Source organism: Lachnoclostridium sp. An76, from assembly GCF_002161355.1.
In the GTDB taxonomy this organism is placed as follows: Bacteria; Bacillota; Clostridia; order Lachnospirales; family Lachnospiraceae; genus Mediterraneibacter; species Mediterraneibacter caccavium.
This window is the reverse complement of sequence record NZ_NFHL01000004.1, coordinates 198,502-220,135: the sequence shown is the minus strand read 5'-3', so window position 1 is coordinate 220,135 and position 21,634 is coordinate 198,502. Positions and strand designations below refer to the sequence as shown.

The window sequence follows — 21,634 nt, the reverse complement described above, 5'->3', positions numbered from 1 at the left end:
TTTATTTCCTGTTGATTCAGATCCGATCCCTATTTATTCTGCAGGAGCGGTCTCTTCTGCTTCGCATAATGAGGCTCCTTTTTCTTCTCCGCCGCATAGACGAACTGATAGAGCACGCACGCCATCACGCCGGCTCCGATCACATCCAGTATGGAATGCTGTTTTAAAAACATCGTCGCAAGGATGATCAGTCCCGCGAGTATATAGGTCCCCCCGCATACACACGGATGTTTCCTGAGCTCCGCGCTCTCCTGGACCGCAATGCACACGCCCAGCGAGTTAAACACATGCAGGCTCGGAAAAACATTCGTGCATGTATCCGCCCTGTATAACACCCGGACCATATCTACGAATATATTGTCGCGGGCAAATACAGCGGGCCGCAGATCCTGCCCGTTCGGAAAGACCGTGGACACGATCAGGAATACTGTCATCCCCGTAAACATAAATTTCGCCAGTTTATAAAAGCCCGGGACATCTTTAAAAAAGAAATATAAAAATGCCGCCGCGATAAACGCAAACCACATCAGATATGGTATGATAAAAAATTCGTTGAACGGGATCCACTCGTCCAGCTTAGTCTGGATCACATGATAATGCGTGGTGACATGCCTCTCCAGGAAGAGAAACCACGGCATATATACAAGGATGTACAAGAACACCCAGGCATGTTTATATTTTCTGATCCGCTCGGCGAACCTGCCTTTTCGTTCCATATGATATGCCCCTTTTAATATTGTACTCAGCCTGCTGCTTCCGTCTTTTTACTTTCTCCCCGTTTTCTCCCGCCCTGTCATTTCGGATACATCTGACATGCGGGCGCCCCTCTTATCGCATCCGATTATAGCACGATTTAAAACTTACAACAACCTCGTTCACAAAACCTTTAGCAAATCTTTCGTTTCATCTTTTGTCTCGCATTTCGTTTCATTCTTCCGTTTCCCGGGGCATCCTGCCCCTGTTCCCGGAGCCGCCTTTACCCGGTGATCACCCAAATCCCGGAATCCAGGATCCCGGCCTCTGCCGTTCTCCGGGGGAATCCCGGCTCACCGTCCGTGTGAAGCGGAAGGGGTGTATCCGCCTCCACGCGCACGCTCCTGCACTTAAGGATCGTGATACCTTTGGATCCTGTATGTTTTCCGCCGAACGCCAGCGGCAGGAGGCACAATATCTTCGGCACCGAGAGTCCATGCGCCACGATCACATCCAAAAGCCCGTCTTCCGGGGATGCGCCCGGGCAGAATTTAAATCCGCCGCCCTCATAGGGAAGATTCATAAACGCCGCGAAACATGTCCCCGGGAACTCCCGCCTGCTGCCGTCTTCCATCGTAAGGGCCAGATGCGCCGGGCGGTCCTTTGCCAGACGGTCAAGGGCGACCACAGCGTAACTCAGCTTCCCCAGGCCCAGCCTGTTTAAGATCACTTTCCACCTGGACACGCAGACCTCATGGCACACCGCCGCGTCAAACCCGATCCCCGCACTCACGAGGAACCGCCTGCTGCGCGTCCCGTCTGAGATAACGCCTACGTCCATCCGGATCACCTTCCCCGGATGCAGCACCGCCTCAAGGGCATCCATCGGGTCTTTCGGAAGCCTCAGCCCCCTCGCGAAATCATTGCTCGATCCGATCGGGATATATCCCAGAGTGATCTTCTCCGGATCCCGGATCCCGTTGACCACCTCATTGAGCGTCCCGTCCCCGCCGAGCACGACAAGCGTATGCTCCCTTCCGTCCGATGTCAGCTCCTCAGCGATCTTCCCTGCATCCTTCCGCTTCGCCGTCATATGGACCCTGTATCTGACGCGCTGCTTTTTCAGCTCCGGCTCGATCATCTTCCAGGTCATCTCTCCCAGCCCGGAGCGGGATTCCGGATTTATAATAAAATCATATTCCATTTCCATGGTTTTATCCCCTGTACTTTTCATCCCCGTGCTTTTTCATCTCATTCTTTTCCATCTCCTGCCTCGGGCGGCGCCTTCAGACTTTATCCGTACCAGCCGGGCAGAGCACTGCGTCAAGATATTTCCCGAGAGAACGGCTCATATTTCCCTCAAAATCCGCTTTCCCGTGCTTCACACACCACTCAAAAACATTGCCGATCACGATCATACGGATATCTGTAGTAAATTCTTCGATCTCCTCGTTCAGGCTTACCACACCGGCTTCGACCGCCTTTTCCACATAGGCCTGGACCGTCACGATCGGATACGGCCTCTCTGCGCGGATCGCAGCGTTGAGCGCCTGGTTTTTCGTGTCATAATATTCCGCCATAAACTCTACGCCGAGCTCCCGGCAGTATTTTACATAATTCAGATAAACCTGGATGATCCCTTCCTTCACCCCGCTGACGTCCTCCGGGACCTCCAGCAGGTCAGGCTCGATCTTCGGCTGGTCCTCGATATAATAAGACAGCAGGTCATCCTTTGTCTTAAAGTGGTGGTAAAAGCTGCCGTTAGACACGCCGGCTTCCTCACATATATTTTTGATAGACAGCGCCTCATATCCACTCTTCTGGAGGATCCTCTTCGCCGCCTGGAAGATCTTCTCCTTTGTCTCCCTTGATTTCTGCTGCTGTCTGGATATCTGTACTTTCTCGTTCATGATCTCAGTTACTCTCCTGGGTATAATTCCCGCAGCGCGGGGCGAAGCGGAGCATCCGCTTCGGATTGCACAACGTGTGATCATTATACCACGTGCGCAGGAAAGGAAGCGCCGCGCAGCGGCATTTACTTTCCAAGCCGTGGCTCCCGGTATAATCCCTGCGGAGCAGGGCGAAGCGGAGCATCCGCTTCGGATTGCACAACGTGTGATCATTATACCACGTGCGCAGGAAAGGAAGCGCCGCGCAGCGGCATTTACTTTCCAAGCCGTGGCTCCCGGTATAATCCCTGCGGAGCAGGGCGAAGCGGAGCATCCGCTTCGGATTGCACAATGTGTGATCATTATACCACGTGCGCAGGAAAGGAAGCGCCGCGCAGCGGCATTTACTTTCCAAGCCGTGGCTCCCGGTATAATCCCTGCGGAGCAGGGCGAAGCGGAGCATCCGCTTCGGATTGCACAATGTGCAATCATTATACCACGCCTTCCCTCATCTTTCAAGAAAACAGAGCGGACTCTGCTTCTATCCTGCATCTCCCCGGTATCACCCCGCATTTATCCCCCTGCACTACAATACATCCGGCATATACGCCTCAAACGCGGACGGCATTGGGTAGTGTTCCTTCAGCTCCCTCAGCTCTGCGAAAAGGATTTCTCCCGGAGCAGCACCCTGGTCTCTCACATTTTTCTCCAGCTCATCCACGATCACTTCATATCCCACCATATGCCATTCCACATGGCTGAATATATGCTTTGCGCTGCCGAGCTTTTTTACCCGTATAGGCATAAGCCCCAGCGATTTCGCGTATCTGACAACCTCTGGCTGCTTCAGGTGCCCTTCCGTCCCCGGAAATTCATACAGCCCGGCCAGCAGCCCGGTATCCGGACGTTTCCGCACCGCGGTCTTTTCATTGTCACGGAATACCAGGATCGTGCGCTTTTCGATCCTGCGCGCCTTCTTTTTCGCCTTTACCGGGAACTCTGTCTCCCTGCCCTGCGCATGTGCCAGGCAGATCCCGCTTACAGGGCAGATCCCGCACTTCGGCTCCCCGTTGGGGACGCACACAATGGCGCCCAGCTCGATCAGGCTCTGGTTGAAATCTCCCGCCGCCTCCGCCGGGATCACTTCTTCCACCTCACGTTCGACCTTTGTCCTGGTCCCTGCCTTCGTGATGTCGCTCCAGTCGGCTGTGATCCTTGTCACCACCCGGAGCACATTTCCGTCCACTGCCGGCTTCCTGACGCCGTACACAAAAGAGCTGACAGCCCCGGCCGTATAATTCCCGATCCCTTTGAGCCCCCGGATCTCTTCGTACGTCTCCGGGAACCGCCCGCCGTATTTCTCCATGATCTGGCAGGCCGCTTCCTTCAGATTGCGGGCGCGGTTATAGTATCCCAGTCCTTCCCACAACTTCAGCAGACGGTCTTCCGGCACTTCCGCCAGCGCCTTCACATCAGGCAGTTCCTTTAGAAACCGCTCATAATAAGGCTTCACCGCCTCCACACGGGTCTGCTGGAGCATGATCTCCGAGATCCACACCCGGTACGCATCCATTCTCTTTCTCCACGGCAGGTCTCTCTGATTCTCACGGAACCACTCCACAAGAGGCTGTACTGTCTCCTTCATCTGCGGGCTGTACAGCACTGCATCTACGGGTTCCGAGACCACGATGCTGTCCGGAGTTACATTACAGTCATAAGCGAGGATCTCGACCCCCGCCTCCTTTGCCCGCCTCAGCGCTTCCGCGAACGCGGGATGGGTATCCGTATTGGGCGTGAAATACGAGACGCCCTTCATCTGGATCACAAAGAAAACATATGTCTCATACCCTTCCTTTTTCGCCCGGATCAGCTCCTCCAGATGCTTTACCGCACGGTCGCTGGGAGCGTCAGGGAACCGGCACACCCCGTCCTCTTCCAGCGTCACGCCTTTCACTTCGATAAAGATCTTTCTGTCCCCGGCCTCAACGTACAGGTCAAACCGGGAATTCCCGTACGTAGTCTCCGGCCGTACAAGGGACACGTCCGGGAACAGATTCCCGGCCTCGATCCATTCCTGTACGACGCGGTTCGGGATCTGGGAATCCATATTGATCAGACGCTTTCCCCTGCCCGTCTCCTTCTCCACAGCGATCAGGTCCCACTTCGTCTTCCTCTCCGGATTGTCACTCTCCTGCACATAGATCACCGCGCCCGGGCGCAGGAGCTCCGCGCAGCGCCCGGTATTCTTCACATGTATCGTCTCTTTTTTCCCATTTAATTCCGCATATGCGATAAAACGGTTCGGGCGCTCCAAAAAGAGCGCCCTGCTTATTCTCTCATATTTCATTCTATACTCAGCCTTATACTTATGCAGTCCTACAGTATTTTAGAGAGGAATTCCTTCAGCCTCTCGTCCTTCGGGTTCCCGAAAAACTCATCCGGCGGAGCTTCCTCGCGGATCTGCCCGTCATCCATAAAGATCACCCTCGACGCCACCTCTCTGGCAAATCCCATCTCGTGTGTCACCACGACCATGGTCATACCCTCAGCCGCCAGCTTCTTCATCAGGTCAAGCACTTCTCCGACCATCTCCGGGTCCAGCGCTGAAGTCGGCTCGTCAAAGAGGATCACATCCGGGTTCATCGCCAGGGAGCGGATGATCGCCACTCTCTGCTTCTGCCCGCCTGACAGGGTGGACGGATAAGCGTCCGCCTTATCATCCAGCCCGATCCTCTTCAGGAGATCCAGCGCCTGCTGCTTTGCCTCCGCTTTGATCTGCTCCTTTGTCTCTGTGATCGGGATCAGCTCTTCCTTCTTTCCGCGGAAGGTATTTTTCAGGCGTGTCATCCTGTTTTTGCGCTTCGCTTTTTTCAGGTCCTGGCATCTTAAATATGCCGGCGCCATCATCACATTCTGAAGCACGGTCTTGTTATTAAACAGATTAAAATGCTGGAATACCATCCCCATATGCCTGCGGTGCAGGTTGATGTCCACCTTCATGTCCGCGATATCGACCCCTTTGAAGATAATGCTGCCCTCTGTGGGGTCCTCCATACAGTTCAGGCACCGCAGGAATGTACTCTTACCGGAACCGGAAGGTCCGAGCACAGCGACGATGTCCCCTTTGTTGATGGTGATATTGATGCCCTTTAAGATCTCAAGATCCCCGAAACTTTTCCTAAGATTAATTACGTCTATCACTCTTCTTCAGGCTCCTTTCCAGTAATTTGACCAGCAGTGTGATCACAAGTACGATGACAATATAGATCAGCGCCATCACCAGATACGGAACCATGAACTCGTAGTTGTTCGTTCCGATATAGTTAAATGCCACATAAAGGTCCGCCGCGCCGACAAAGCTTACGACTGACGTCTCTTTGATCAGGGCGATGAACTCATTTCCCAGTGTGGGAAGGATGTTTTTCACTGCCTGCGGGATCACGATCTTTGACATGCTCGCGCCAAAGCTCAGTCCCACTGCCCGTCCGGCTTCCATCTGTCCCGGATCCACGGACTGGATACCGCTCCTCATGATCTCTGATATGTACGCGCCGCTGTTTAATCCAAACACAAGCATCGACACCTGTACGCCGGTGATATTCCAGCCGATGATCGGCAGGAGGACATAATAAAATACAAGGAGCTGTACCACCATGGGCGTACCACGGAACAGCGCCACATAAAAGCTGCAGATCCCGTTGAGCACTCTCGGGAGCACCTTATACTTCGGCAGAACGCGCACCGTCGCGATCACCGTACCGATCAGGATACCGATGATCAGGCCGCACACCGCGATGAGAAGCGTATTCTGCAGACCTTCCACAACCCTGGTATAGCCGTTCTGATCTATAAATATCTCTATAAACTTATCTATCTTCTGACTAAAATTTCCCATTGCCTTCCCTTCTTAAAAGAAGGAAAACGCATGCACCTATGACAGAACGCCATTGATGCCTGTATTTCCCTTCTCATTTCAGTCCTGTGTTCCGTATTCTGTTATCTGCTCTGCCGCCATCCGGCTCATTCTCCGCCAGGGCTGCCATCTGACGGACGGATTACTGCATCTCGTTGATCGACTCTGTGATCGCTTCCGCCGGAGCTGCATCGATGATCACAAAATCAATATTGCCATTGAGCATATCCGTCACAGCCAGCGAACCATTCTTATATGTCTGGCATGTCGCCTCAAGTCCCGGGAATCCCAGGTCTTCACTTCCCACGATATAGCTGTTTCCTGTCGTGCCCTGCTGGCATCCGATCTTTACGGAAGAATCCAGCTCAGCAAGCGCTGCCGCGATAGAATCCGCGTCCTTCATATCATCAAAATCTGTGTTATCACTCGGCACGATCAGTCTCTGTGACGCCTGATAATATGTATCAGAGAATGTCACGTACTCTTTTCTGTCTTCGCTGACTGTGAGTCCTGCCATTGCGATATCACATTTCTGCTGTCCTACAGAGAGGCAGACCGCATCGAAATCCATGTTCTGGATCACAAGCTCTTTTCCGAGCTCCTCCGCAAGGAGAGCCGCGATCTCCATATCGATCCCCACATAGGAATCACCCTGCATGTACTCAAACGGCTCAAACGCTGCATTTGTTGCAACGACAAGCTGATCCTTGGACTCATCAAGCGCTGCGGATTCTACCGGTGCAGGCTCGCCGCCTCCGAAATACTTATCGCAGATCTCATCCAGTGTTCCGTCTTCTTTGATCTTATTGATAAATGCATTTACCTGCTCCAGAAGTTCCGGCTGTGTCTTATCAACGCCGAAGGCATATTCCTCATTTGTCAGATCGACATCAATCACCTTCGCTGTCTTTTTGCTGCCTGTATCGCTGCCTTCTTTGCTCCCGCATCCCGCGAGCATGCCCACAGCAAGTACCGCACATAAAGCTGCTGCTAATAACCTCTTCATCATTCCATTCCTCCATTTATTTCTCTTTCTGCATAATCATACAGACTAATTTCATATTTTAGCATATTTTTCACAAAAAACAAGTGTATTTCCGCCTTTTATGCAGGTAATCCCTGTAATTATATACGTGATCAGATCCATCGCTTATTATGTAAGCCGCTGTCATGAAAGCATGGCAGTGATCCCGAAATACAGAAATACGATCACACCGAGCACGATCCTGTAATACCCGAACACTTTGAAGTCATGGTTTTTGATATATTTCAGCAGGAATTTGATCGCAATGACGGATACGATAAATGACACTGCCATCCCGACGATAAGGATCGCCGCCTGCATTCCCGTAAAATCAAATCCAAACTTAAACAGCTTCAGCGCGCTCGCTCCGAACATGACCGGGATGGCGAGGAAAAACGTAAACTCCGCCGCCACACCTCTCGACACCCCCAGCATGAGGGCGCCCACGATCGTCGCCCCGGAACGGGAAGTCCCGGGTATCATCGCCAGCATCTGGAACACACCGATGACAAGCAGCATCTTGATGCTCAGCTGGGAGAGCTTCTTCACCTTCGGTTCTTTCCCCTTCTGATAATTCTCTACTATAATAAAGAGGATACCATAGACAATGAGCATTGCCGCCACCACGTACCAGTGGTACAGCTTTTCATCGATCCAGTCGTTGAACAGCAGCCCTACAACACCCGCAGGCACAGAGCCGATCAGCACTTTGATCCAGATCTGCCATGTCATCATCTTTTGTTTCTGAGTTTTCTTCGGCGAGAACGGATTCAGCTTATGGAAATAGATCACGATCACTGCCAGGATCGCGCCGAGCTGGATCACCACCTGGAACATCTCAAAAAACGCATCCCCCTGTTCCAGCTTCAGGAATTCATTCAGCAGGATCAGATGGCCTGTGCTGCTGATGGGCAGCCACTCTGTGATCCCCTCCACAATACCGAATATAATGGCCTTTAATATCTCTAACATACTCCTTCTCCTCCTCTGAGCACAAATTTTTCGATCGCTTCTGCCACGCCTTCCTCTTCATTCGTCAGCGTGATATGATCCGCCGCTTCCTTCACCTGTTCTTCCGCATTTCCCATGGCAACACCGAAACCGGCTTCGCGGAGCATCACAGTGTCATTGTCTCCGTCCCCGCACGCCATGATCTCTTCGCGTCTGATGCCGAGTAGCCTGCCCAGGTTCACAAGCCCCGTCCCCTTATTGACGCCCGCCGCGTTTATTTCTATATTATATCTCAGCGATCCCACGAGTTCCAGATCAGGTTCCCTCTCCAGCTCTCTCCAGGCCGCCTCGCGCTCTTCCATATCCGCGAACAGCGCCTGCACCTTGTCAAGCCCTCTGTTCTCCCGCTCCAGGAACTCAGAGATATCATCGACCGGGATCCTTGTCTTCCTCATATATTCCCACATATTCGGATTTTTATGGTAGCGCTCTACCTTTGCCATCTTCTCCGCCGGGGCGTAGCCCTGCCCGTCAAAATAAATCTCCTGGAGCGTATCGTATTTCTCGCAGATCCGCATCGCCTTTTTCGCGGAGTCCGGCGGGAGCAGATGCTCTTCCAGTACAACCCCTTCCTGTACATCGAGGATCCTCGCCCCGTTGGATGTGAGCGCGTACCGCATCCCCGGGAACTCCCGCAGTTCCTCCGGGACTCCCATCCACGGCCTGCCGGTAGCGACAAGGACGACGACCCCTTCTTCGATCGCCCGGCTGATCACTCTCCGCGTGCGCGGTGTGATCTCTTTTCGGTCCGTCAGCAGAGTACCGTCCAGATCCAGCCCTATCATTTTTATCCTGTGTTCCATTCTTTATCCTTTCTGAGTGCCGTCAATTCAGTTCAGTCACAAATCCATTCTATCAGAGTTTGCCAAAATACGCAATTTATAGTATAATAGTTTCCCGGCAACTTAAAGATTACAATAACTTGCACTGAGAAAGGAATATCAGGTATGAAACTCTACAAAAAACGCTGGGTCAGGTCAGGCGTTGTACTGGTCAGCTCCCTCGCAATTGTACTTTCAGTTTTTCCTTCTTTCGCAGACGAGGATATCTCCAGTCTGGAAGGACAGAGCACGACTCTTCAGAACGAACTGGAGGGTATCAATGAGGAAATCCTCTCATTGAGTGAAGAAATATCTACCGCTGAAATGCAGATCGAGATCATGAACGGTGAGATCGAGCGTACATCCGATGCGCTGGCTGAAGCGGAAGAAAACGAAAACCAGCAGTATGAAGATATGAAATCCCGTATTAAATATATGTATGAGCATGGAAATGCAACACTTCTCGAAATGCTTTTCTCTGCTGAGGACATGACGGATTTCTTAAATAAAGCTGACTTTATCGAGCATCTGAGTGAATATGACAGGTCTGCTCTTGACAGCCTGAAAGAAGTCCACGAGCAGATCGAGGACCAGAAAGAGACACTGGAGATCCAGCAGGATTCCCTCAAAGAGATCCAGGCCAGTCTCACTGCACGCCAGGAGGAGTTGCAGACAACAGCCGAGGAGACCTCCACAAACCTGGCTGACGTACAGGCACGGCTCGAGCAGGCAAAGGCCGAAGAAGCAGCCCGCATCGCGGCAGAGCAGGCTGCCCAGGAGACGATCTCTTCCGGCGGCGGTTATGACAATTCCGTAGTCAACGGCGGAGCCATCGACGCCACAGCAGACGACGTCACGCTCCTGGCAGCGATCATCCAGTGCGAAGCACATCAGGAATATGATTCCCTGCTGGCTGTAGCAACTGTGATCATGAACCGCGTGGAAGATCCCCGGTTCCCCAATTCGATCAGCGGGGTCATCTATGCACAGGGACAGTTCGAGCCGGTTTGGACAGGCCGTCTCCAGAATGTGATCAACTCCGGTCCCACAGACCTCTCCATGCAGGTGGCTCAGGACGCGATCAACGGGGCGCGGCTGGCCGCAGTGTCCCACTGCTATTTCTTCCTGTACGCAGGGTCAACGAACAGGCCCGGAGTCAACATCGGAGGAAATCTTTTCTTCCCAAGCTGGTAAAACACAGTGAATAAAAAACCAGGATCCGTGTCCATCCATTTCGGATGGGACGGGTCCTGTTTTTTGTATCCTCTGTTTTTATTTCCAGCCCGGAACAGGAAATGGAAGTCAGGGCTAATCCAGAAACTTCAGCGTATCGATCTCTGTCACATGTTCCAGGAACTCCTCTATCTGGCTGCTGCTTTTATTATCCAGGTTTTTCAAAAGTATGATCGCATTGTAATTTCCCGAATTCCCCGGGTTATTCATTGTCACCTCTCCAACCTGGACGCCGCATGACTGCAGGATATTGCAGATCGTCTCCAGACAGGACGGATCGTGGAATTCCACATAGATCCTCATCCAGAGATTATTATGTGTGAAATGATCGGAGATTAATTTAAATCTTGAAACAACAACATACACGACTGCTGTCGCCGCGATCCCGCTTACGACCTGGGCTTCCCAGCCGGGCGGGATCCCCGGTAGAAAATTTGTGGAACATATACTCTCCGGTCAGCATGATCAGCGTAGCCCCAAGACATACGAGTATGTGGGTCCACGCAGATTACTACTACAAAGCGCTCCAGTTCATCCGGCTGAACTATCCCGATCCAGAGCTTTCCGTTGCCCGCATTGCGGATCATATGGGGATCAGCCGCTCGCATTTATACCGGATCTTTGACTCAGTGTCCCATCAGTCCATCCAGGACTGCATCCTGAGTTTCCGGTTAAAAAAGGCGGCAGCGCTTCTGAAAAACAGCGCTGCCGCTATCGGGGAAATCGCTCAGTCCTGCGGATTTTCAAATCAGTCTCACTTTACAAGTATTTTTAAGCAGTACTATGGGGAAACACCGTCATCATACCGTAAAGATAAGTAATCTGAGCCGGCCTTTTCACCGAAACTATATTTCTATTTCCATGCCGTCATACGCCGGTATGATCCCATAAGGCCGGAACAGCTCTGTAAGCCTTTCATGATAAGGGGCGAATGTGTGGGCAAAATGAGTTGCGATGAACTTTGTATCTTCATCCGCCATGCCTTCTTTTATCATGCGTTCTTTTATCCTCGCATTATCCTGGATCCCCATATGGCAGTCAAAATAATTATCTCTGTCCACAGAAGTGCAGTCCAAAATCACACAGCTGAACTTCCACAATTTCAGCTCTTCCCATGTCTCCTCAGGGAACATCGCCGAGTCCTGTCCATATAAAACCGTCCTGCCGTCCCTGCTGATAATATACAGGTGGCATTCTTCCGACTGCATATGGTTCGCACGGAGAGGCATCACTGTGTACTGCTCTATCTGAAAAGGATAAAAACTCTCTGTTCTGTGGAAATCCACTTTTGACTCATATCCTTTCTGAAGAGTATCTTTTAAAAGCTTTCCGATCTCCTCATTCCCGTACACTTCCAGTTTCCGCTCCGGGGACGTTTCCGCCATCGGCGGGAAGATTCCTTCGATATCAGCCGCATAGAAATGATCCGTATGGGAGTGGGTAACCAGTAAGTATTTTATCTTCGTCAGATCCAGCCCGCCATATACCTCATGCGCATAAGTATCCGGCGAGAAATCGATCAGCAGGCTTTCGTCAATCTGCGCGGATGACCTTGTCCTGATATTTTTTCCCCCGATCTTCCTCGCTGTCCTGCAGTATTCACATTCACAGAACAGCGCCGGAAATCCCTCGGAAGAACCTGTGCCATAAAAATGTATTTTCATCCATACACCTCTGCCTATTCATTATAATCAGTAGTTTGCGTCATTGTAGTCCTGGATCGCGGTATTGCTCTCTTCCGCCATGGTCTGCACCGCCTCATCCACGGTCAGTGAACCGTCGAGGCAGTTCATAATGCCGTCTTTCACGATCGTAAGGATCGTCCCTGCCACGCCGCACATTGCTTCCTGTACATTTGGATCTGATTCCGCAACGCAGTCAGCGGCTACCGCAAACTGAGGATTCTCAGCGATAAACTGCGCGTAAGCGTCCGACTCATAGGTCGAATTTGTTACCGGGAGATATCCTGTTCCCGAGTGCCACTCGAGCTGTGCTTCGTCTGTATAGAAATATTTAAGGAATTCGATACCATAAGTCTAAAAACAGCCTGCTGGCGGATGCCTGCAGGCTGTTTTAAACTATAGTATTTGAGACGATATGCTCTGTTTATACGCTTCTTGTGCGCTTATTTCCTACTGATAATCAATGACATCGATCCACTTCATCAGGAAGTCTTTCTCAAATTCATTGTTTTTCGTAAGCTGCGCCGCTGCAACGATCGGAAGCCACTGCTGTACATACTGTCTTGCCGTATCGCTCTTCTTGCAGAACATATTCAGATAGAGATCTGCTGTCTCCTGGTCTTTCAGCGCGAAGAGGAGATATGTCATAGCCGCATCCGCGCTGGCATTTCCCTGTGTCGCATGCGCCCAGTCCACAACTGTCATCTTGCCGTTCTTGCCTACGATCACATTGCTCGGGTTGAAATCGCCGTGGCAGACTTTATTGTGCTTCGGCATACTTTCAAGGCGGGTCAGCAGCTCATATCTTGTAGTTGCATCTACTTCTTTCAGGCTGTTGATCTGACGGGCGAGCTTATCTTTCATTCCTTTCAGGAGCGGGAATGTCTTGCTCTGTACCTGGATCTGGAGATCTACGAAATCTTCCATGTATTTCTCGATGTTCTTTTTGTCGGAGTTCATCATCTCTTCTAAAGTCTTACCGTCTTTATACTCGATCTCGATCGCCCATTTTCCATCGATCTGCGTCACACCCTTTACCTTCGGGATATCCAGGCCCGTCGCCTCGATCTGGGATGTGATCAGCGCCTCGTTAAATACATCTGACTTCGGATGTGTCTCAGCGAATACTTTGACGATACTGTCATCGCATCTGTAGACTGTCTTATACGGACGTTTTACGATAATATTTTTTTCTTCCAGCTTCATAAATCATGCCCTCCTTGATCTGCGTTTGCGCATTTCTTTTTCTCGATGGGGATATTATACACCAGAAAAAAGAGAAATGTAACCCGTCCGGGCAAATTTTGTGCAATTTTTAACTATCTTTTTTCAATCTTTTTTATTGTTAATTTTTTAACTATCAGTCTTTTTATTTTATATTATTTTCATATTTTGTTTTACCGGATCAGTCCTTCAAACAGCCGATGGGCACTATATATACCCCATCCTTCCGGCGGTAAGCGTAATCCCCGATGCCCGTCAAAACCATAAGAAAAGACGGAGCGTTCATCTTATCAGTATCGATTTTCGCTTCCATTGATTTCAGGCTTCTGACTCCCTCCTCGATCAGTTTGTCGCCTCCAAGTTTGATTTCAATAAGTCCGTATCTGCCATTTCTTAAATGGACGACCGCATCACACTCCTGCCCTTCCTTGTCCCGGTAGTGGTAAACTTCTCCATTCAGAGCATCTGCAAAAACACGGAGATCTCTGACACAGAGAGTTTCAAACAGAAATCCGAAAGTCTTCAAGTCGTTTATCAGGTCATTCGGCCCGATACCCAATGCCGCAGCCGCGATAGATGGGTCGATATAATAACGGGTATCCGAGGAGCGGATCGCAGTTTTAGAGCGGAGGTTCGGATTCCAGGCAGGCATATCCTCTACAACAAAAATTTTCCGCAGGGCATTCACATACGCCGCAACTGTTTCTTCACTGATCGGTGTTTCATCGTTTGCGGCAATATCCTGTGAAAGCACAGTATTAGGGACCTGGCCGCCCTGATTTCTCGCATAGGAGCGCATGAGCCGTTTCACTCTTTCCGGATTCTTCTGCACGTTATCAGCCCGGTTAATGTCAGCATGGACAACAGCGTCATAATAGTCCATCGCCTGGTCTAAGGCGATTTCATCACGCATATCCACCGCCTGAGGCCATCCACCCCGACACACAAGGAATGCCAGGCGGTCGATACTTAAATCAGAATTCCCGTCAATTTCAGACACGCCGGAAAACAGATCTTTCAAACTGACATCCCCCGTAGAATCTCCCGATTCATACAGACTCATAGGCCTCATTGTCAGCCAGGCAAAGCGTCCTGTACCGGAATGAGTAATTTCTCTTGTATCGGCGGGTACAGCAGATCCAGTGAGTACAAACTGCCCGAGCTGGTCACGGTGGTCAACCTCGAACCGGATCGCGTCCCAGAGTTTTGGAGCAAGCTGCCATTCATCGATAAGCCTCGGCGTCTCCCCCTTTAGCAGCCGTTTGGGATTCAGTTCAGACATGGCAATGTTCTGTTCCTTCTTTTCCGGGTCATCCATATACAGAATGCTGGCGACAATCTGTTCAGCAGTCGTCGTTTTACCACACCATTTCGGTCCTTCGATCAGCACCGCGCCTTTGCCTTCCAATTTCCGTATCAGAATATCATCGGCAATTCTTTTTCTGTAGTTTTTCATTCGGAACACCTCATTTCCATTCGCGTTGTCTATATTATACCCCAAACGATAAATTTTACAACGTTTTTCCGATGTTTGGCGGAATATTGTTCCGACGATTGGCGGATTATTTTTCCGACGATTGGCGGATTATTTTTCCGACGATTGGCGGATTATTTTTCCGATGTTTGGCGGATCATTCCACTACGCCGCCAAAATCGGGAGAAAGCCTGAGATCAACATAAAGAACGGCAAACCTGCGAAGAAAAATAATTTACATAAAAGAAGGAGACAATCCCCTGCAGAACTCCGTCCATGAAAAAGTCCGGATCCTGCAGGATTGTCTCCTCCCTGCCTGTCAGAGGGCAAAGCCGGCACTGCCGGCAGCCCTTATATTATATATTTTGGCAATTGCTTCCGAGATTATTTCCCGTAGTAGCATTTCAGGTAGATCTCTTTGATCTCCTTGATAAGCGGGTATCTCGGGTTTGCACCTGTACACTGGTCGTTGAATGCCTGCTCGCACATGTCATCCAGAGTATCCAGGAAGTATTTCTCGTCGATGCCGTAATCTTTGATCGTCTTCTTGATGCCGATCTTCTCTTTGAGCTCTTCCAGTCTTGCGATGAAGTTCTCGAATACTTCCTCGTCTGTATTTCCTGTGCATCCGGCAAAGCGTCCGAGCTCTGCGTATCTCTGCAGTGCATGCGGATACTGGTACTGTGAGAATGTTCCCATCTTTGTCGGAACTTCTGCTGCATTGTATCTCATGACTTCTGTCAGGATCAGGGCGTTTGCAACACCGTGCGGCAGATGATGGAACGCACCAAGCTTGTGAGCCATGGAGTGGTTCACGCCGAGGAACGCATTTGCGAATGCCATACCTGCCATGCAGGAAGCATTGTGCATCTCTTCACGTGCCTTCGGATCGTTCGCGCCGTTCTCGTATGCGGACGGAAGGTTGTCGAATACAAGCTTAACAGCCTTCATTGCAAGTCCGTCTGTGTAGTCGGATGCCATGATGGATACATATGCCTCGATCGCATGTGTCATAACGTCGATACCGGACGCGCTTGTCAGTCCTTTCGGAGCTGTCATAGCATTGTCAACGTCAACGATTGCCATGTTCGGAAGCAGAGCGTAGTCAGCGATCGGCCATTTAACGCCTGTCTCAGCGTCTGTGATGATCGCGAACGGAGTCACCTCGGAACCTGTACCTGAAGATGTCGGAATTGCTACGAAGTAAGCCTTCTCGCCCATCTTCGGGAATGTGAATACTCTCTTGCGGATATCCATGAAGTCCATAGCCATGTCTTCGAAGTTTGCTTCCGGATGCTCGTACATGAGCCACATGATCTTGGCAGCATCCATTGCAGAACCACCGCCCAGAGCGATGATCGTGTCAGGCTCAAAGGATCTCATCTGCTTCACGCCTTCCTGAGCGCACTGCAGTGTCGGGTCCGGAGCTACATCATAGAAGCATGTGTGCTGGATTCCCATTGAATCGAGCTTCTCCTCGATCGGTTTTGCATATCCGTTCTTGTAAAGGAATGTATCTGTTACGATAAACGCTTTCTTCTTGTGCATCACTGTGCCAAGCTCGTCCAGAGCTACCGGCATACAGCCTTTCTTAAAGTATACCTTCTCAGGTGTTCTGAACCACAGCATATTCTCTCTCCTCTCGGCAACTGTCTTCACATTCAGAAGATGTTTTACTCCTACGTTCTCTGATACAGAGTTTCCGCCCCATGAACCGCATCCAAGTGTCAGTGACGGAGCGAGTTTGAAGTTGTAAAGGTCACCGATACCACCCTGTGAGGACGGTGTGTTGATCAGGACACGGCATGTCTTCATTGCCTCGTAGTGCTTCTGGATCTTCTCCTTCTCTGCCGGGTGTACGTACAGGGAGGATGTATGTCCGTATCCGCCGTCAGCAACGAGCTGAGCTGCTTTCTCAAGAGCCTCGTCGAATGTTTTTGCTCTATACATAGCAAGTACAGGAGATAATTTTTCGTGAGCAAATTCTTCGGAGATATCAACAGACTCTACTTCACCGATCAGGATCTTTGTATTCTCCGGTACGTCAACGCCTGCGAGCTTTGCGATCTCGTATGCGGATTTTCCGGGGATCTTGCTGTTCAGGGCGCCGTTGATGATGATCGTCTTGCGCACTGCGTCAAGCTCTTTGCCCGGTTTCAGGAAATAGCAGCCTCTGTATGCGAATTCTTTCTTCACTGCGTCGTATACGCTGTCCAGAACAGTTACAGACTGCTCGGAAGCACAGATCATACCATTGTCAAATGTCTTGGAATGGATGATAGAGTTTACTGCCATTCTGATATCTGCTGTATCGTCGATGATGACCGGTGTATTACCCGCGCCAACACCGAGAGCCGGTTTTCCTGAAGAGTAAGCAGCCTTAACCATTCCCGGTCCGCCTGTAGCCAGGATGATGTCTGCGTCTCTCATGACTGTGTTTGTCAGCTCAAGTGACGGAGTATCGATCCAGCCGATGATCCCTTCCGGAGCGCCTGCCTTTACAGCCGCGTCAAGGACAACCTTTGCAGCTGCGATGGTACATGCCTTTGCAGCCGGATGGGGGCTGATGATGATCGCGTTCCTTGTCTTCAGACAGATCAGAGTCTTGAAGATCGCTGTGGAAGTCGGGTTTGTCGTCGGGATGACCGCTGCGACAAGTCCGATCGGCTCTGCAACTTTCTTGATGCCGTAAGCCGGATCCTCTTCGATCACGCCGCATGTCTTTGTGTTTTTGTACGCATTGTAGATGTACTCTGCTGCGTAGTGGTTCTTGATGACCTTGTCTTCCATGACACCTCTCTGTGTCTCTTCGACTGCCATCTTAGCCAGCGGGATACGCTGCTTGTTGGCTGCCATAGCTGCCTCGTAGAAGATCTTGTCCACCTGCTCCTGTGTGAATGTAGCGAAGATCTTCTGCGCTTCGCGCATCGCTTTCATCTTCGCTTCAAGAGCTTCTACATTGTCGATGATCTCAGGCACGACTACTTTTTCTTTCTCTGCCATTTTGATAAATCCTCCTGTAATTGAATCAATCTGGTTTGTTCCCACAAGACTAAGTATATACGAATCGTTAAATATTTGTCAACCTGTTATTTGTTAATATTTTAACGTTATTTTTTTAACGGTAGTTGTGCATATTAGCCAAACTCGTTCAGACCATTGTTCCATGTACTCAGGAAGTAATACCGATTTCTCTCTTTTGTCAGTGTCCTGACGTCGCCTTCAGCCCCACGATCCCGATCAGCAGCAGCGACACAAAGAAGATCCTCGCCGCAGTCACCGGCTCTTTAAACAGTACGATACCCACGATCACAGCACCCAGTGCCCCGATCCCTGTCCAGACCGCGTAGGCAGTCCCCAGGGGCAGACTCTTTGTCGCCTGGGACAAAAACAAAAAGCTGAAGATCATTCCCACAACTGTCAGCACAGAGAACTTCAGGACAGTAAACCCTTCCGAATATTTCATGCATGTGGACCAGAACACTTCCAGGCCCCCTGCGATCACTAAAAACACCCATTCCATCTTATGTGCACTCTCCTTTTCTATCTGCCCCCGCCCGCAGCGCAAAAGAAAAGCGCTGGAGCTGTGTCTTCTAAGACCTAACGACACAGTCACAGCGCTGTAATTTACCCGGTGGCAAATTTCTTTTTCTTATTCAGATATTTTTATCATACTGATCATCATCAGATGATTACACAAGCTCGATCAGGACCTCCATAGCAGCATCGCCTTTACGCTGTCCGATCTTGATGATCCTTGTGTATCCGCCGTTGCGGTCAGCGTACTTCGGAGCGATCTCTGTAAAGAGTTTCTCTGCCATATCTACGTTCTTTGTGTTAGCTTTCTTTCCGGCAGCCTTTGCAGGAACTTCTTTAACCGGGCAGAGAACCTTGAGCATCTCACGTCTTGCGTGGAGTCTGCTCGGCTGATCCTTCTTGATCTTCTTGTCTACTTCGTCGTAAACAGTTACTTTCTTGCCGTCAACCACTTCTTTTACTCTCTTGCCGTCTTTGTCCTTGCGGGCAACTTTTGCTTTTACAGTAACTTCATCGTAGTTGTCTTTCTCTTTTACAGCCAGGGCGATCAGGCCTTCAGCGACCTTGCGGATCTCTTTTGCCTTTGCCTCTGTTGTAACGATCTTTCCGTTATTTAACAGAGCTGTCACCTGATTTCTGATCAGAGCCTTTCTCTGGCCTGATGTTCTGCCGAGTTTTCTATACTTTGCCATTTTATTATTTCCTCCTAATCTTTCCGTTATAGTTCAGTCGCGCCATTCGCAAAACCGCACTTGCGTGCTCCCCGCGGCTGACGCCGCTTTTTTGCTCATGAACAGGCGCTCAGCGCATACATATGTCCGCTCGAAAAAACATGCGGGCATGTTTTCTTCTCCCGCCCAATGTATGCCTGAACTATAACTACACATTTGGTTATGCATCTTCGGGCTTATTAATCAAATGCCCCTGCCGCGCGCTTCGGTCTTACCGGCAGAGTATTTATCTCATTTCCCACAGGGCGGTTCCGAATTACTCGTCGCCCTGGTTGAGCTCCAGGTTGAGCTCTTTGAGCTTTGCAAGCACTTCTTCCAGAGATTTGCGTCCGAGGTTACGGACTTTCATCATATCCTCCGGAGTCTTGTTTGTAAGCTCTTCTACCGTATTGATTCCGGCTCTCTTCAGACAATTGTATGAACGGACGGAAAGCTCAAGCTCATCGATGCTCATCTCAAGAACTTTTTCCTTCTCGTCATCCTCTTTCTCGATCATGACTTCCGCTGCCTGGGCAACTTCTGACAGATCCACAAAGAGTTTCAGATGCTCGCTCAGCACTTTCGCCGCGAGGCTGACTGCCTCGTCCGGGAGCATCGTGCCTTTTGTCCATACATCCAGCGTAAGCTTGTCATAGTCTGTGATCTGTCCCACACGGGTATTTTCCACAGTAAGGTTCACACGCTCGACCGGTGTGTAGATGGAATCGATCGGGATCACGCCGATCGGCATGTCCTCGGTCTTATTCTTATCTGCACTTACATATCCTCTGCCCTTTGAAATGGTCAGTTCCATATACAGTCTGCTGTCTTTACCGCCGCTCAGCGTAGCGATGACCTGCTCCGGGTTGACGATCTCGATATCGGAATCCGCCTGGATGTCAGCGCCTGTTACAACGCCCTCTCCCTCGAACTCGATATACGCGGTCTTCACTTCATCTGACTCAGATGTGTTCTTGATGGCAAGAGATTTCAGGTTCATGATGATCTCCGTGACATCTTCCTTCACACCCGGGATGGAGCTGAACTCGTGGAGCACGCCGTCGATCTTTACGGAACTGATGGCAGCTCCCGGAAGAGAAGAAAGCATGATCCTTCTCAGGGAGTTTCCAAGTGTTGTACCGTAGCCTCTCTCCAGCGGTTCTACGACAAATCTTCCATACTTTTTATCATCTGAAACATCCGTAATTTCAATATTAGGTTTATTAAAATCAAACACTACACAGACCCTCCTTATGGGTTTTAAAATGTTGAGGGGATACGCTGTTGCAGCCGATATTACTTAGAATATAACTCGACGATCAACATTTCATCTACCGGAACATCGATAGCTTCTCTTGCCGGAAGCTCTTTCACTGTTCCTTTCAGATTCTCTGAGTCAACCTCAAGCCAGTCCGGGATCATGTTTCCGCCTGTCACTTCGAGAATCTCTTTGTATCTCTGTGAGCCTTTCTTATTCTCTTTGATTTCGATCGTGTCTCCTGCCTTTACAAGGTAAGACGGGATATTTACCTGCTTGCCGTTTACAAGCACGTGCTTGTGGTCAACGATCTGTCTTGCTTCTTTTCTTGTTCTTGCAAATCCCATGCGGAACATTACATTGTCCAGTCTGGACTCAAGAAGTCTCATCAGGTTGTCGCCTGTCATGCCTTCCATCTGTTTTGCTTTCTCGAAATAGTTTCTGAACGGTTTCTCGAGAACGCCGTAGATGAATTTTGCTTTCTGTTTCTCACGGAGCTGGAGACCATACTCGCTCATTTTTCTGTTTGATCTCTTCAGCTGTCTGTTAGATTTCTTATTGATTCCGAGATAAATCGGATCCATGCCTAATGAACGGCATCTTTTAAGAACAGGAACTCTGTTTACTGCCATGTCTATCCTCCTAATTTTATCACAGCGGCATCACGCCGCAATTCTTGATTTCCGTTGTACGTCAGTGATCAGATCTGTAATTACACTCTTCTGCGCTTCGGCGGACGGCATCCGTTGTGCGGAACCGGTGTTACGTCCTTGATGCTCACTACGTCGATACCACATGCCTGAAGGGCACGGATCGCTGCTTCTCTTCCTGATCCCGGTCCTTTTACGAATACATCTACGGATTTAAGTCCGTGCACAAGAGCTGCCTTTGCTGCTGTCTCAGCTGCCATCTGTGCTGCATACGGAGTAGATTTCCTTGAACCTCTGAATCCCAGGCCGCCAGCGCTTGCCCATGAAAGAGCATTTCCCTGTGTATCTGTTAATGTTACGATCGTATTATTAAAAGATGACTGGATATGTGCCTGTCCTCGTTCAACGTTTTTCTTGACACGCTTTTTTGTTACTTTCTTTGCAACTTTCTTTGCCATTTAAACTAACCTACTTTCTTTAATCTCTTCAAAAGGTAGTCCGCTCAGCTAAGCTCA

Annotated in this window: 23 protein-coding genes; 2 read left to right on the top strand and 21 right to left on the bottom strand. The window is 50.1% G+C overall.

What is annotated here, in order from left to right:
* Positions 1-29 precede the first annotated feature (29 nt).
* From B5G27_RS09570 to B5G27_RS09525, 10 genes are all read right to left on the bottom strand, one after another.
* Positions 30-716 (bottom strand): phosphatase PAP2 family protein, encoded by a 687-nt coding sequence (locus tag B5G27_RS09570; RefSeq protein WP_087178673.1) that lies wholly within the window; start codon positions 714-716, stop codon positions 30-32.
* Positions 717-976: 260 nt separating this feature from the next.
* Positions 977-1,903 carry a diacylglycerol/lipid kinase family protein gene (locus B5G27_RS09565; protein WP_087178733.1) on the bottom strand — a complete coding sequence of 309 codons (927 nt, stop codon included), beginning with the start codon at positions 1,901-1,903 and terminating at the stop codon, positions 977-979.
* Positions 1,904-1,979: 76 nt separating this feature from the next.
* Positions 1,980-2,603: a TetR/AcrR family transcriptional regulator gene (locus B5G27_RS09560; protein WP_087178672.1), complete on the bottom strand. Its 624-nt coding sequence runs from the start codon at positions 2,601-2,603 to the stop codon at positions 1,980-1,982.
* Between the two features lie 4 nt (positions 2,604-2,607).
* Positions 2,608-2,997, bottom strand: a complete 390-nt coding sequence (locus B5G27_RS09555; RefSeq protein ID WP_143449686.1) for a hypothetical protein — start codon at positions 2,995-2,997, stop codon at positions 2,608-2,610.
* A gap of 171 nt (positions 2,998-3,168) precedes the next feature.
* Positions 3,169-4,929 carry an A/G-specific adenine glycosylase gene (gene mutY, locus B5G27_RS09550; protein ID WP_087178670.1) on the bottom strand — a complete coding sequence of 587 codons (1,761 nt, stop codon included), beginning with the start codon at positions 4,927-4,929 and terminating at the stop codon, positions 3,169-3,171.
* Positions 4,930-4,958: 29 nt separating this feature from the next.
* Positions 4,959-5,783, bottom strand: coding sequence for an amino acid ABC transporter ATP-binding protein (locus B5G27_RS09545; protein WP_087178669.1), 825 nt, complete (start codon positions 5,781-5,783; stop codon positions 4,959-4,961).
* Entirely contained in the window at positions 5,767-6,477 is a 711-nt protein-coding gene (locus B5G27_RS09540; protein ID WP_087178668.1) for an amino acid ABC transporter permease, read from the bottom strand. Before B5G27_RS09540 ends, B5G27_RS09545 begins: the two co-directional genes overlap by 17 nt.
* A gap of 160 nt (positions 6,478-6,637) precedes the next feature.
* Entirely contained in the window at positions 6,638-7,504 is an 867-nt protein-coding gene (locus tag B5G27_RS09535; protein WP_087178667.1) for a transporter substrate-binding domain-containing protein, read from the bottom strand.
* Between the two features lie 159 nt (positions 7,505-7,663).
* Positions 7,664-8,491, bottom strand: coding sequence for an undecaprenyl-diphosphate phosphatase (locus B5G27_RS09530; RefSeq protein ID WP_087178666.1), 828 nt, complete (start codon positions 8,489-8,491; stop codon positions 7,664-7,666).
* Positions 8,485-9,333, bottom strand: coding sequence for a Cof-type HAD-IIB family hydrolase (locus B5G27_RS09525; RefSeq protein WP_087178665.1), 849 nt, complete (start codon positions 9,331-9,333; stop codon positions 8,485-8,487). Before B5G27_RS09525 ends, B5G27_RS09530 begins: the two co-directional genes overlap by 7 nt.
* Before the next feature lie 144 nt (positions 9,334-9,477).
* Between B5G27_RS09525 and B5G27_RS09520 the strand changes: the two genes are divergently transcribed.
* Positions 9,478-10,545 carry a cell wall hydrolase gene (locus tag B5G27_RS09520; RefSeq protein ID WP_087178664.1) on the top strand — a complete coding sequence of 356 codons (1,068 nt, stop codon included), beginning with the start codon at positions 9,478-9,480 and terminating at the stop codon, positions 10,543-10,545.
* 114 nt (positions 10,546-10,659) lie between these two features.
* On the opposite strand, the gene B5G27_RS09515 is transcribed toward B5G27_RS09520, so the two are convergent.
* Positions 10,660-10,887, bottom strand: coding sequence for a hypothetical protein (locus tag B5G27_RS09515; RefSeq protein ID WP_143449684.1), 228 nt, complete (start codon positions 10,885-10,887; stop codon positions 10,660-10,662).
* 188 nt (positions 10,888-11,075) lie between these two features.
* Between B5G27_RS09515 and B5G27_RS09510 the strand changes: the two genes are divergently transcribed.
* A complete protein-coding gene (locus tag B5G27_RS09510) occupies positions 11,076-11,405 on the top strand; it encodes a helix-turn-helix transcriptional regulator (protein WP_162611228.1) in 330 nt (109 codons plus the stop codon).
* A 24-nt stretch (positions 11,406-11,429) separates the two neighbouring features.
* Here B5G27_RS09510 and B5G27_RS09505 read toward each other — a convergent pair whose 3' ends face one another.
* The 10 genes from B5G27_RS09505 to rpsK all read right to left on the bottom strand — a co-directional run bounded on the left by B5G27_RS09505 (position 11,430) and on the right by rpsK (position 21,577).
* Positions 11,430-12,248, bottom strand: a complete 819-nt coding sequence (locus tag B5G27_RS09505; RefSeq protein ID WP_087178661.1) for an MBL fold metallo-hydrolase — start codon at positions 12,246-12,248, stop codon at positions 11,430-11,432.
* A gap of 27 nt (positions 12,249-12,275) precedes the next feature.
* A complete protein-coding gene (locus B5G27_RS16440; RefSeq protein ID WP_242958286.1) occupies positions 12,276-12,416 on the bottom strand; it encodes a hypothetical protein in 141 nt (46 codons plus the stop codon).
* Positions 12,417-12,716: 300 nt separating this feature from the next.
* Complete coding sequence (locus B5G27_RS09500; RefSeq protein ID WP_087178660.1) at positions 12,717-13,472, bottom strand: aminoglycoside phosphotransferase family protein; 756 nt, start codon at positions 13,470-13,472, stop codon at positions 12,717-12,719.
* A 199-nt stretch (positions 13,473-13,671) separates the two neighbouring features.
* Positions 13,672-14,946, bottom strand: coding sequence for an ATP-binding protein (locus B5G27_RS09495; RefSeq protein WP_162611227.1), 1,275 nt, complete (start codon positions 14,944-14,946; stop codon positions 13,672-13,674).
* 402 nt (positions 14,947-15,348) lie between these two features.
* Positions 15,349-17,967 (bottom strand): bifunctional acetaldehyde-CoA/alcohol dehydrogenase, encoded by a 2,619-nt coding sequence (gene adhE / locus B5G27_RS09490; protein ID WP_087178659.1) that lies wholly within the window; start codon positions 17,965-17,967, stop codon positions 15,349-15,351.
* 199 nt (positions 17,968-18,166) lie between these two features.
* A complete protein-coding gene (locus B5G27_RS09485; protein ID WP_087178658.1) occupies positions 18,167-18,487 on the bottom strand; it encodes a DMT family transporter in 321 nt (106 codons plus the stop codon).
* Between the two features lie 169 nt (positions 18,488-18,656).
* Complete coding sequence (locus B5G27_RS09480) at positions 18,657-19,193, bottom strand: bL17 family ribosomal protein (RefSeq protein WP_087178657.1); 537 nt, start codon at positions 19,191-19,193, stop codon at positions 18,657-18,659.
* A gap of 295 nt (positions 19,194-19,488) precedes the next feature.
* Positions 19,489-20,448, bottom strand: coding sequence for a DNA-directed RNA polymerase subunit alpha (locus B5G27_RS09475; RefSeq protein ID WP_087178656.1), 960 nt, complete (start codon positions 20,446-20,448; stop codon positions 19,489-19,491).
* 59 nt (positions 20,449-20,507) lie between these two features.
* Positions 20,508-21,101: a 30S ribosomal protein S4 gene (gene rpsD, locus B5G27_RS09470; protein ID WP_087178655.1), complete on the bottom strand. Its 594-nt coding sequence runs from the start codon at positions 21,099-21,101 to the stop codon at positions 20,508-20,510.
* Between the two features lie 80 nt (positions 21,102-21,181).
* Complete coding sequence (rpsK, locus tag B5G27_RS09465) at positions 21,182-21,577, bottom strand: 30S ribosomal protein S11 (RefSeq protein WP_005613028.1); 396 nt, start codon at positions 21,575-21,577, stop codon at positions 21,182-21,184.
* Positions 21,578-21,634 lie beyond the last annotated feature (57 nt).